General features: G+C 70.4%; 11 protein-coding genes. 4 read left to right on the plus strand and 7 right to left on the minus strand.

The features are described 5' to 3' along the window. Positions 1-244 precede the first annotated feature (244 nt). Positions 245-1,384 carry a molecular chaperone DnaJ gene (dnaJ, locus tag ACFUJR_RS20635; RefSeq protein ID WP_383169887.1) on the minus strand — a complete coding sequence of 380 codons (1,140 nt, stop codon included), beginning with the start codon at positions 1,382-1,384 and terminating at the stop codon, positions 245-247. After that, a complete protein-coding gene (hrcA, locus tag ACFUJR_RS20640) occupies positions 1,385-2,404 on the minus strand; it encodes a heat-inducible transcriptional repressor HrcA (RefSeq protein WP_383169885.1) in 1,020 nt (339 codons plus the stop codon). A gap of 153 nt (positions 2,405-2,557) precedes the next feature. Here hrcA and ACFUJR_RS20645 point away from each other — a divergent pair, with 153 nt between their 5' ends. Next, entirely contained in the window at positions 2,558-3,286 is a 729-nt protein-coding gene (locus tag ACFUJR_RS20645; protein ID WP_383169883.1) for an MBL fold metallo-hydrolase, read from the plus strand. Positions 3,287-3,296: 10 nt separating this feature from the next. Next, positions 3,297-4,097 (plus strand): DUF3097 domain-containing protein, encoded by an 801-nt coding sequence (locus ACFUJR_RS20650; protein WP_383169881.1) that lies wholly within the window; start codon positions 3,297-3,299, stop codon positions 4,095-4,097. Positions 4,098-4,214: 117 nt separating this feature from the next. Here the strand turns inward: ACFUJR_RS20650 and ACFUJR_RS20655 are convergent, their stop codons facing one another. From ACFUJR_RS20655 to lepA, 4 genes are all read right to left on the minus strand, one after another. Next, positions 4,215-4,847 carry an HAD family hydrolase gene (locus tag ACFUJR_RS20655; protein WP_383169879.1) on the minus strand — a complete coding sequence of 211 codons (633 nt, stop codon included), beginning with the start codon at positions 4,845-4,847 and terminating at the stop codon, positions 4,215-4,217. Between the two features lie 70 nt (positions 4,848-4,917). Next, the gene (gene hemW / locus ACFUJR_RS20660; RefSeq protein ID WP_383169877.1) at positions 4,918-6,150 is read right to left on the minus strand and encodes a radical SAM family heme chaperone HemW; all 1,233 of its coding nucleotides are present in this window, start codon (positions 6,148-6,150) and stop codon (positions 4,918-4,920) included. Positions 6,151-6,225: 75 nt separating this feature from the next. Further along, on the minus strand, positions 6,226-8,100 hold the full coding sequence (locus ACFUJR_RS20665; RefSeq protein ID WP_383169875.1) for an AMP-dependent synthetase/ligase: 1,875 nt from the start codon (positions 8,098-8,100) through the stop codon (positions 6,226-6,228). A gap of 228 nt (positions 8,101-8,328) precedes the next feature. Then, the gene (gene lepA / locus ACFUJR_RS20670) at positions 8,329-10,200 is read right to left on the minus strand and encodes a translation elongation factor 4 (RefSeq protein WP_383169873.1); all 1,872 of its coding nucleotides are present in this window, start codon (positions 10,198-10,200) and stop codon (positions 8,329-8,331) included. 185 nt (positions 10,201-10,385) lie between these two features. On the opposite strand from lepA, the gene rpsT reads away from it, so the two are divergent. Continuing rightward, on the plus strand, positions 10,386-10,652 hold the full coding sequence (gene rpsT, locus ACFUJR_RS20675; RefSeq protein ID WP_137989361.1) for a 30S ribosomal protein S20: 267 nt from the start codon (positions 10,386-10,388) through the stop codon (positions 10,650-10,652). A gap of 299 nt (positions 10,653-10,951) precedes the next feature. On the opposite strand, the gene holA is transcribed toward rpsT, so the two are convergent. Then, on the minus strand, positions 10,952-11,938 hold the full coding sequence (gene holA, locus ACFUJR_RS20680; RefSeq protein ID WP_383169871.1) for a DNA polymerase III subunit delta: 987 nt from the start codon (positions 11,936-11,938) through the stop codon (positions 10,952-10,954). A 38-nt stretch (positions 11,939-11,976) separates the two neighbouring features. Here holA and ACFUJR_RS20685 point away from each other — a divergent pair, with 38 nt between their 5' ends. Then, positions 11,977-12,237, plus strand: a complete 261-nt coding sequence (locus ACFUJR_RS20685) for a hypothetical protein (RefSeq protein WP_383169870.1) — start codon at positions 11,977-11,979, stop codon at positions 12,235-12,237. Positions 12,238-12,239: the final 2 nt, after the last annotated feature.

Raw genomic sequence — 12,239 nt, forward strand, 5'->3', positions numbered from 1 at the left:
GACCCGGGGGACGACCCCCGGACCCCCAGCCACCCCGCCTACCGCCCGTTGAACGCGTCCTTCAACCGCGAGAACAGCCCCTGCTGACCCGGCTGACAGTGCCGACCCGGGGGACGACCCCCGGACCCCCAGCCACCCCGCCTACCGCCCGTTGAACGCGTCCTTCAACCGCGAGAACAGCCCCTGCCGACCCGGCTGACAGTGCCGACCCGGGGGACGACCCCCGGACCCCCAGCCACCCCGCCTACCGCCCGTTGAACGCGTCCTTCAACCGCGAGAACAGCCCCTGCTGACCCGGCTGGAACTGGCCCGTCGGCCGCTCCTCGCCGCGCAGCTTCGCCAGTTCGCGCAGCAGCCGCTCCTGCTCGGCGTCGAGCTTCGACGGCGTGGTCACCTCGACGTGCACGATCAGGTCGCCGCGGCCGCCACCACGCAGGTGCGTGATGCCGCGCCCGTGCAGCGGGATCGACTGGCCGGACTGGGTGCCCGGGCGGATGTCGACCTCCTCCATCCCGTCGAGCGTCTGCAACGGCACCTTCGTACCGAGCGCTCCCGCCGTCATCGGAATGGTGACCGTGCAGTGCAGGTCGTCGCCACGGCGCTGGAAGACCTCGTGCGGGACCTCGTGGATCTCGACGTACAGGTCACCGGCGGGGCCGCCGCCGGGACCGACCTCGCCCTCGCCCGCGAGCTGGATGCGCGTGCCGTTGTCGACACCGGCCGGGATCTTCACGGTGAGCGTGCGCCGCGAACGGACCCGTCCGTCGCCCGCGCACTCGGGGCACGGGGTCGGGACGACCGTGCCGAAGCCCTGGCACTGGGGGCAGGGGCGGGAGGTCATGACCTGGCCCAGGAAGGACCGCGTGACCTGCGAGACCTCACCGCGGCCGCGGCACATGTCACAGGTCTGGGCGGACGTGCCGGGCGCGGCACCCTCGCCGGAGCAGGTCGTACAGACGACCGCCGTGTCGACCTGGATGTCCTTCGTCGTGCCGAAGGCGGCCTCGTTGAGGTCGATCTCCAGCCGGATCATGGCGTCCTGGCCGCGGCGTGTGCGCGAGCGCGGCCCTCGCTGTGACGCCGTACCGAAGAAGGCGTCCATGATGTCCGAGAAGTTCCCGAAGCCGCCCTGGCCGAAGCCACCGGCTCCACCACCGCCGCCGGACGCGGACAGCGGGTCGCCACCGAGGTCGTAGACCTGCTTCTTCTGCGGGTCCGACAGCACCTCGTAGGCGGCGTTGATCTCCTTGAACCGCTCCTGCGTCTTCGGATCGGGATTGACATCCGGGTGCAGCTCGCGGGCGAGCCGCCGGAATGCCTTCTTGATCTCGTCCTGGGACGCGTCGCGGCGCACGCCGAGTACGGCGTAGTAGTCCGTGGCCACTTACGACTCCGCCAGGATCTGTCCGACGTAACGTGCCACTGCGCGTACCGCTCCCATCGTTCCGGGGTAGTCCATGCGGGTCGGTCCGACCACGCCGAGTTTGGCGACTGCCTCGTCGCCCGAACCGTAGCCGACCGCGACGACGGACGTGGAGGTGAGGCCCTCATGGGCGTTCTCGTGCCCGATCCGTACGGTCATGCCCGAGTCCTTGGCCTCGCCCAGCAGCTTGAGGAGCACGACCTGCTCCTCCAGTGCTTCGAGAACGGGCCTGATCGTGAGGGGGAAGTCATGGCCGAAGCGGGTGAGATTGGCGGTGCCGCCGATCATCAACCGCTCCTCATGCTCCTCCACCAGGGTTTCGAGCAGGGTCGCGAGCACCGTCGAGACCGTGCCGCGGTCCTCCGTCTCCTCGAAGGACTCCGGAAGATCCTGCACCAGCTGCGGCACGTCCGCGAAACGGCGGCCGACGACGCGGCTGTTGAGCCGGGCTCGCAGGTCCGCGAGCGAGGCCTCGCCGAACGGTGCCGGGCAGTCGATCATCCGCTGCTCGACCCGGCCGGTGTCCGTGATCAGCACCAGCATCAGCCGGGCCGGGGCCAGCGCGAGCAGCTCCACGTGGCGGACCGTCGAGCGGGTCAGCGACGGGTACTGCACGACGGCGACCTGCCGGGTCAGCTGCGCGAGCAGCCGCACCGTGCGCCCGACGACGTCGTCGAGGTCGACGGCTCCGTCGAGGAAGTTGTGGATAGCGCGCCGCTCGGGCGTCGACAGCGGCTTGACGCCGGCGAGCCGGTCGACGAAGAGGCGGTAGCCCTTGTCGGTCGGAATGCGTCCGGCGCTGGTGTGAGGCTGGGCGATGTAGCCCTCGTCCTCCAGGACGGCCATGTCGTTGCGCACGGTGGCGGGCGAGACGCCGAGCTTGTGGCGCTCCGTGAGCGCCTTGGAGCCGACCGGCTCCTCCGTCCCGACATAGTCCTGGACGATGGCGCGCAGCACCTCGAGTCTGCGTTCGCTGAGCATCGCGCACACCTCCAGCTGTCGTATCGGTTGCTCCGCATTTGGCACTCGCCCTGTTCGAGTGCCAGGAATCCCCCGGCCAGTGTACGGCGGCGGGCATCGCTCCTGGCAAGGAGGCCGTGTCGGAGGCCACGTCGTTGCGGATAGCGTCGCGGTATGGATGTCGATTGGGAAGAGTACGGCTGGGAGCGGCTCGGTAACGGGGTGGGCAGGCGTCGGCTGCCCGGCTGGGACGCCACGGTGGGCCTGGTGCTGGGCGAGCGGGCCGTGCTGCTCTACGACACGGGCTCGACGCTCGCCGAGGGCGCCGAGCTGCGGGCGCAGGCGGAGGCGCTCACGGGCGGCCGGAGAGTGACGCACATCGCACTGAGTCACCCGCACTTCGATCATGTGCTGGGCACGGCGGTCTTCGCGGGGGCGGAGGTGTTCGGGGCGGTGGGCCTGGACGAGCTGATGCGGCGGGAGCGGCACGCGCTGCGGGAGGACGCGGTACGACAAGGGGTGGCGGAGTCGGCGGCGACGGAGGCCGTGGACACCCTCGTCCTTCCGGGGCACATGGTGTCGGGCGAGTGGACGCTGGACCTGGGCGGCCGCCAGGTGCTGCTGGCCAACGTCGGGCCGGGGCACTCGGGTCACGACCTGGCGCTGCTGGTCCCGGACGTCGACGGGGTGGAGGTCGTCTTCTGCGGCGACCTCGTCGAGGAGTCGGGCGAGCCGCAGGCCGGCAGTGACGCCGTCGGCTCGCGCTGGCCGGCGGCCCTGGACCGGCTGCTGGCGCTGGGCGGGGAGGACGCGCTGTACGTGCCGGGGCACGGGGCGGTGGTGGACGCGGCGTTCGTGCGGCGCCAGCGGGATGAGCTGGCACGGCGCTTCTCCGTCGCATAACGTCGCCCGAATGCGCAGCTACAACCCGGATCTGACGCCCCCTTGGAAGCGATCCGCCCCGGTGCCGGAGGTGCCGGCGGAGGTGGACCTCGTGGTGGAGGAGGTCTCGACAGGCTTCTGCGGAGCGGTGATCCGCTGCGAGGCGGGCACGGTCACGCTGGAGGACCGCTTCGGCAAGCACCGCGTGTTCCCGATGGACCCGCGGGGCTTCCTGCTGGAGGGCAAGGTGGTGACGCTGGTCCGCCCCGCGGCCGGCCCGGCGCGCCCGAGCCGCACGGCCTCGGGCTCCGTCGCGGTCCCGGGCGCGCGGGCGCGGGTGGCACGGGCGGGCCGGATCTACGTGGAGGGCCGGCACGACGCGGAGCTCGTGGAGCGGGTCTGGGGCGACGACCTGCGCGTCGAGGGCGTGGTGGTGGAGTACCTGGAGGGCATCGACGACCTCCCGTCGATCGTCGCGGACTTCGGCCCGGCGGCGGACGCGCGGCTCGGCATCCTCGTCGACCACCTGGTGCCGGGCTCGAAGGAGTCCCGCATCGCGGCGCGGGTCTCGTCCCCGGACGTCCTGATCGTGGGCCATCCGTACATCGACGTCTGGGAGGCGGTGAAGCCGTCCTCCGTGGGCATCCCGGCATGGCCGGTGGTCCCCCCGGGCCAGGACTGGAAGACGGGCGTCTGCCACGCGCTGGGCTGGCCGCAGAACACGGGAGCGGCCTGGCAGCACATCCTGTCGAAGGTCCACTCCTACAAGGACCTGGAACCGTCGCTCCTGGGCCGGGTGGAGGAGCTGATCGACTTCGTGACGGCGCCCTGAGGCCTCTCCCGGTCGCGATCATGAGCTGGCCCGGAGGCTGGGGAGCCGGATGACCGCACCGCGTCACGACGGGTCGCCCCGGCCTTCCACCGGGCCGGTGCCGAAGGAGAGGGCTTCTCAGCCGCCGAGCACGGAGCCCAGCGCCTTCTGGAGGTCGGCCGGCTCGCGGTAGAGCACGCCGGTCATCCCGAGCGCGGTGGCGGCCTGGACGTTCTCCAGCCGGTCGTCCACGAACAGGCACCGGTCGGCGACTGTTCCTGCCCGCTCCGCCGCGATCTCGTAGATCTCCCGGTCGGGCTTGGCCACTCCCACCCGGGCGCTGCTGACGACGTGGTCCGCGAGATCCGCCAACCCCATCGACTCGAGGTCACGCTCCAGTTCGAGGGTCGCGTTGGTCACCAGGACCAGGGGCATGTGTCGCCGCACCTGGCGAAGCAGGGCCACCACCGCCTCGTCGGCCCGGAACGGAGCATCGGCAAGAGCTGCCCCCAGCCCATGGGCGTGCGCCTGTGACACCTGGCCGGACAGCGCCGAAGCGATGGCGCTCACCCACTCCTCCTTGGTGATCCTGCCGAGGAGGAGCGGCAGGTCCGTCTCAGGGGCGTAGCCCACCTTCGCGGTGGTGCCCTCGGTCAGTCCCGCAGCACGTTCGAGTTCGGCCAGCGGAGCCAGGTCGTAGAAGCGGATCACGTTGTCGAGGTCGCACAGCACCGCGTCGAAGGGCCTGCTGGATATGCCGGAAGCCGTCACGGTCCATGAATAGCACGGCGTTCGATCACTGCCGGATCCCCACCAGGAATGCCGTGGCGCGCACCACGCTCTAGTCCACCAGGTCCCTGACGACCGCGTCGGCAAGGAGCCGGCCCCGCAGGGTCAGGACCGCGCGCCCCGCCTCGTACGGCTCGGACGCGAGGAGCCCGTCCGCCAGCGCCTTGCGCGAGGCGGCCAGCCCGGCGGGACGCAGGAGCTCCAGCTCCACACCCTCCCGGAGCCGTAGCTCCAGAAGCACCCGCTCCACGCGCCGGTCCTCCGCCGAGAGGAGCTCCCGCCCCGCGCCCGGCGACCTCCCGGCCGAGAGGGCGGCCGCGTACGCCCCCGGGTGCTTCACGTTCCACCACCGCACACCCCCCACGTGCGAGTGCGCCCCCGGGCCCGCGCCCCACCAGTCGGCGCCGCGCCAGTACAGCTCGTTGTGCAGGCACCGCCCGGACTCCGACGTGGCCCAGTTCGACACCTCGTACCACTCGAAGCCGGCCTCGGCGAACACGGAGTCGGCGATCAGGTACCGGTCCGCGTGCACGTCGTCGTCCGTCATCGGCACCTCGCCGCGGCGGATCCGGCGCGCCAGCTGCGTCCCCTCCTCGACGATCAGCGCGTACGCGCTGACATGGTCGGGGCCCGCTCCGATCGCCGCCTCGAGCGACGCACGCCAGTCGTCGTCGGACTCCCCCGGCGTCCCGTAGATCAGGTCCAGGTTGACGTGCTCGAAGCCCGCTGCCCGCGCCTCCGCGACGCACGCCTCGGGCCGCCCCGGGGTGTGCGTACGGTCGAGGACCTTCAGGACGTGCTGCCGGGCACTCTGCATCCCGAACGACACCCGGTTGAAGCCGCCGGCCCTCAGCTCCGCCAGATAGGCCGGATCCACCGACTCCGGGTTCGCCTCCGTGGTCACCTCGGCGTCGTCCGCGAGCCCGAACTCGTCCCGGATCGCCCCCAGCATCCGTACGAGATCACCGGCCGCGAGCAGCGTCGGCGTACCGCCGCCGACGAAGACGGTCCGCACCGGCCGCGGGTCGTCGCCGAGCACCTTCCGGGCGAGGCGTATCTCCTCGACGACCTGTCCCGCGTAGTTGTCCCGGGAGGCGAGGACGCCTCCGGCACCGCGCAGCTCGCTCGCGGTGTACGTGTTGAAGTCGCAGTAGCCGCAGCGCGTCGCGCAGTACGGCACATGCAGATAGAACCCGAGCGGCCGGTCCCCGGCCCCTTCCAGGGCGTGCGCAGGCAGCACCCCGTCCTCGGGCATGGGCTCACCATCGGGCAGTACGGAAGGCATGAGCCCATTGTCCCGTACCGCCCGACGTAAGCCGCCGGCCTGTGGATAACCCCGGCTACGGCTGGACCGGAGCGGTCACGCCTCCCGCGCCCCCGCGTACATGTCCTCGATCAGGTCCTTGTACGTCCGCTCCACCACCGGCCGCTTCATCTTCAGCGACGGGGTCAGCTCACCGTGTTCCACGTCCAGGTCCCGCGGCAGCAGCCGGAACTTCTTGATCGTCTGCCAGCGCTGCAGGCCCTCGTTGAGCCGGTCCACGTACCCCTGGACCATCGCCAGCGTCTGCGGGGCGGCCACGACCTCCGCGTACGCCTTGCCCGCGAGGCCGTTCTCCGCGGCCCAGCCGAGGATGGCGGGCTCGTCGAGCGCGATGAGGGCGGAGCAGTAGTTGCGGTCGGCGCCGAGGACGACGATGTTCGAGACGAAGGGACAGACGGCCTTGAACTGGCCCTCGATCTCGGTGGGCGCGATGTACTTGCCGCCGGACGTCTTGAACAGGTCCTTCTTGCGGTCCGTGATCCGCAGGTAGCCGTCGGCGGACAGCTCGCCGATGTCCCCGGTGTGGAACCAGCCGTCCGCCTCCAGGACCTCGGCCGTCTTCTCGGGCAGACCGTGGTAGCCCTGCATGATGCCGGGGCCGCGCAGCAGGATCTCGCCGTCGTCGGCGATCCGGACCTCGCAGCCGGGCAGCGGCTTGCCGACCGTGCCGGTGCGATAGGCCTCACCCGGGTTGACGAAGGAGGCGGCGCTGGACTCCGTGAGGCCGTAGCCCTCCAGGATGTGGATGCCCGCGCCGGAGAAGAAGAAGCCGATCTCGGGCGCCAGCGCGACGGAGCCGGAGACGGCGGCGCGCAGCCGGCCGCCGAAGGCCTCGCGGAGCTTCTTGTAGACCAGCGCGTCGGCGACCTTGTGCTTCACGGTGAGACCGAAGGGCGCGGAGGCGGTGCCGGTGCGTCGGAAGTTGTCCTGGGTGACCTTGGCGTACTCGCGGGCCACCCCGGCCGCCCACTGGAAGATCTTGTACTTGGCCGCGCCACCCTCGCGCGCCTTGGCGGCGACGCCGTTGTAGACCTTCTCGAAGATGCGGGGCACGGCGGCCATGTAGGTCGGCTGGACCACCGGAAGGTTCACGATGATCTTGTCGATGCGGCCGTCGACGGCGGTGACGTGGCCGACCTCGATCTGGCCGGAGGTGAGCACCTTGCCGAAGACGTGCGCGAGCGGCAGCCAGAGGTACTGGACGTCGTCGCCGGTGACGAGACCGGTCGCGGCGATGGCCTTGGCCATGTACGACCAGTTGTCGTGCGGGAGGCGGACACCCTTGGGGCGGCCGGTGGTGCCCGAGGTGTAGATGAGGGTGGCGAGCTGGTCGGCGGTGATCGCCGAGACGCGCTCCTTGACCGCGTCGGCGTGCCGCTCCAGGTAGGCCTGGCCGCGCTTCTCCAGTTCGGCGAGGGAGAGGACCCAGTCGTCGCTCTCGACGCCCGTCGGGTCGATGACGACGACGTGGTGGAGACCGGGCAGGTCGGCGCGGGTCTCGCGGGCCTTGGCGACCTGGGCCGCGTCCTCCGCGATCAGCACCTTGGACTCGGAGTCGGAGAGGATGAACGCCGATTCCTCGGCGTTGGTCTGCGGGTAGATCGTGGTGACGGCCGCTCCCGCGCACATCACACCGAGGTCGGAGAGGATCCACTCCACCCGCGTGGAGGAGGCCAGGGCCACGCGCTCCTCGGGCTGCACCCCCAGGTCGATCAGACCGGCCGCGATGGCGTAGACCCGCTCGGCGGCCTGCCCCCAGCTGAGCGACTTCCACTCGTCCGGCCCCTGGCCGGAAACCGCCGGAACCGGATAGCGATAGGCCTCCGCATCGGGAGTCCGCTCGACGCGCTCAAGGAAGAGGGTCGCCACGGAGGGCGGCCGGTTCTCGATCAAGGTCTGTGTGTCGCTCACGACGTCCTCCGGGCGGCGGCGGTGCCTGCGGGTGGTGCGATCTGGCGGTGCGTATCTAACTGGCGAGTAACCTTTGATTCGGGGATCAGAGTAGATGGCCGAAGTCCGACGCGTAAGAGTCTGGCGGCCGCCTCTTCATACCCGGTTGATAACAGAACGAACGCCGAACGGGCCCCCGCACCTGCCACGCGGAGACCCGTTCGGTGTATCAGTCAGCTGAACAGCCGATCACTTCTTGGCCTTGCCGCCCGCGGAGTCGTCGCTCGACAGGACGGCGATGAAGGCCTCCTGCGGGACCTCCACGGAGCCGACCATCTTCATCCGCTTCTTGCCTTCCTTCTGCTTCTCCAGCAGCTTCCGCTTACGGGAGATGTCACCGCCGTAGCACTTGGCGAGGACGTCCTTGCGGATGGCGCGGATGGTCTCGCGGGCGATGACCCGGGAGCCGATCGCGGCCTGGATGGGCACCTCGAAGGCCTGCCGCGGGATGAGCTCGCGCAGCTTGGCGACGAGCCGCACACCGTACGCGTACGCGGCGTCCTTGTGGGTGATCGCCGAGAAGGCGTCCACCTTGTCGCCGTGCAGCAGGATGTCGACCTTGACCAGGCTGGAGGCCTGCTCGCCGGTGGGCTCGTAGTCGAGGGAGGCGTAACCGCGCGTCTTGGACTTCAGCTGGTCGAAGAAGTCGAAGACGATCTCGGCGAGGGGGAGGGTGTAACGGATCTCCACCCGGTCCTCGGAGAGGTAGTCCATGCCGAGCAGCGTGCCGCGACGGGTCTGGCAGAGCTCCATGATCGAGCCGATGAACTCGCTCGGGGCGAGGATCGTGGCGCGTACGACGGGCTCGTACACGTCGTTGATCTTGCCCTCGGGGAACTCGCTCGGGTTGGTGACCGTGTGCTCGCTGCCGTCCTCCATGACCACGCGGTAGACCACGTTGGGGGCGGTGGCGATCAGGTCGAGACCGAACTCACGCTCCAGGCGCTCCCGGATCACGTCCAGGTGCAGCAGGCCGAGGAAGCCGACGCGGAAGCCGAAGCCGAGGGCAGCGGAGGTCTCCGGCTCGTAGACCAGCGCGGCATCGTTGAGCTGCAGCTTGTCGAGGGCGTCGCGCAGCTCGGGGTAGTCCGAGCCGTCGAGCGGGTAGAGGCCGGAGAAGACCATCGGCTTGGGGTCCTTGTACCCGCCGAGGGCCTCGGTGGCGCCCTTGGTCAGGCTGGTGATCGTGTCACCGACCTTGGACTGCCGGACGTCCTTCACACCGGTGATCAGGTAGCCGACCTCGCCGACGCCGAGGCCGTCGGCCGGCAGCATCTCGGGCGAGTTGGTACCGATCTCGAGCAGCTCGTGGGTGGCGCCGGTCGACATCATCTTGATGCGCTCGCGCTTGTTGAGCTGGCCGTCGACGACACGGACGTACGTCACGACACCGCGGTAGGAGTCGTAGACGGAGTCGAAGATCATCGCGCGGGCGGGGGCGTCGGCGACGCCGACGGGGGGCGGGACGTTCGCGACGACCCGGTCGAGCAACGCCTCGACGCCCATGCCGGTCTTGGCGGAGACCTTGAGCACGTCCTCGGGCTGGCAGCCGATGAGGTTGGCGAGCTCCTCGGAGAACTTCTCCGGCTGGGCGGCGGGCAGATCGATCTTGTTCAGCACGGGAACGATCGTGAGGTCGTTCTCCATCGCGAGGTACAGGTTCGCGAGGGTCTGCGCCTCGATGCCCTGGGCGGCGTCGACCAGCAGGATCGTGCCCTCACAGGCCGCCAGGGACCGCGAGACCTCGTAGGTGAAGTCGACGTGCCCGGGGGTGTCGATCATGTTGAGGATGTGGGTCTTGCCCTGGCCCTCGCCCTCGGTGGGCGCCCAGGGGAGACGCACGGCCTGGGACTTGATCGTGATGCCGCGCTCGCGCTCGATGTCCATCCGGTCGAGGTACTGGGCACGCATCTGCCGCTGGTCGACCACACCGGTCAGCTGGAGCATCCGGTCGGCAAGCGTGGACTTGCCGTGGTCGATGTGCGCGATGATGCAGAAATTACGGATCAACGCCGGGTCGGTACGGCTCGGCTCAGGCACGTGGGTAGGAGTCGCGGGCACGCAAGGTCTCGTCTCGGGGCGATGGTCGGTTGGATACGTAGGCTCCATGGTCCCACGAGTGAGCGGCTCCGCTCGGTTTGGGCAGAGGTTACGGGCCCTGATACCGTGGACAGCTGTGTCTCGTACGCCCTCTCAGCGCAGAGGCACACCTCAGAAACAACACCGAACCTGAAAAGGCTCTTTTCGTGGCGAACATCAAGTCCCAGATCAAGCGGAACAAGACGAACGAGAAGGCGCGCCTGCGCAACAAGGCCGTCAAGTCCTCGCTCAAGACCGCGATCCGCAAGGCCCGCGAGGCCGTTGCCGCGGGTGACGTCGAGAAGGCCGTCGTGGCTTCTCGCGCCGCCTCCCGCGCGCTCGACAAGGCTGTCTCGAAGGGCGTCATCCACAAGAACGCCGCCGCCAACAAGAAGTCGGCGCTGGCCACCAAGGTTGCCGCTCTGCAGGGCTGAGCTCTCTGATGTAACGCCGGACGGGACGCAGCGGGCCCTCTCTCCCGCTCCCAACCGGCACCCCGGACTCGTACGCGACACGCGTTCGCCACGCGTGTACGAGCCCACAAGCACCACGCCGAAGGCCCCGCGCGCTCCTTCCCCAGGAGCCCGCGGGGCCTTCGCCGCACCCAACCCCGGCCCGCCGACGCCGGGGCCTGCTGCCACTTCCAGGCAAGGATCAGGACCCCACCGGCGCGAAGCTGCCGGCTTCCTGCGGGACGGGCGGAGGCCCGGCGGGAATCAACCGGCCACGGCCCCTAGCGCCGCAACCTCGCCGCCCGCGCCACCGCGACCACCGCCTTCTCCAGCGCGTACTCCGGGTCGTCCCCCCCGCCCTTCACGCCCGCGTCCGCCTCCGCCACCGCGCGCAGCGCCAGCGACACCCCGTCCGGCGTCCACCCCCGCATCTGCTGCCGCACACGGTCGATCTTCCACGGCGGCATCCCCAGCTCCCGCGCCAGATCCGCCGGCCGTCCGCCCCGCGCCGACGACAGCTTGCCGATCGCCCGGACGCCCTGCGCCAGCGCGCTGGTGATCAGGACCGGCGGGACACCGGTCGAGAGCGACCAGCGCAGCGCCTCCAGCGCTTCCGCCGCCCGCCCCTCCACCGCACGGTCCGCCACGTTGAACGACGACGCCTCGGCCCGCCCCGTGTAGTACCGCCCGACGACCGCCTCGTCGATCGTCCCCTCCACGTCCGCCGTCAGCTGCGCGACCGCCGACGCCAGCTCCCGCAGGTCGCTGCCGATCGAGTCGACCAGCGCCTGGCATGCCTCGGGCGTGGCCGACCGCCCCAGCGTCCGGAACTCCTGCCGTACGAACGTCAGCCGTTCCGCCGGCTTCGTCGTCTTCGGGCAGGCCACCTCCCGCGCACCCGCCTTGCGCGCCGCGTCGAGCAGGCCCTTGCCCTTGACGCCGCCCGCGTGGAGCAGCACCAGCGTGATCTCCTCGAGGGGCGCGCCGAGGTACCCCTTGATGTCCTTGATCGTGTCCGCGGACAGGTCCTGCGCGTTCCGCACGACCAGCACCTTGCGCTCGGCGAAGAGCGACGGGCTCGTCAGCTCGGCGAGTGTCCCCGGCTGGAGCTGCTCGGAGGTGAGATCCCGTACGTCCGTGTCGGCGTCGGCGGCCCGCGCGGCCGCCACCACCTCCTGGACGGCGCGGTCGAGGAGCAGGTCCTCCTGGCCCACGGCGAGCGTGACGGGGGCGAGAAGGTCGTCGTTCGAATTCTTCCTGGTGGCCATCTCGTCCAGCATCCCACGGGCCGCTGACACCGTTCCCCATGCCCGAGAATGGCGAGGTGAGTGAACGACACGTACTGGTACTGCCCGACCGCGACGCCGCCGAGGAGGTCGCCGAGGAGCTTCCCGCCCGCTTCGCGGTCGCCCAGGAGCCTCAGCTCGTACGGGACGCGCTGGCCGGCGAGGACGACGCCGAGGACGCCCAGTGGCTGGTGGTCGTGGAGGACCCGGAGGGCCGGCTGGACTCCGCGGCGCTGGACGAACTCGCCGCGGAGTACGAAGGCTGGCTGGAGGCACCGTAAGG

Origin of the sequence: Streptomyces sp. NPDC057271 (assembly GCF_042668715.1) — a bacterium.
Taxonomy (GTDB): domain Bacteria; phylum Actinomycetota; class Actinomycetes; order Streptomycetales; family Streptomycetaceae; genus Streptomyces.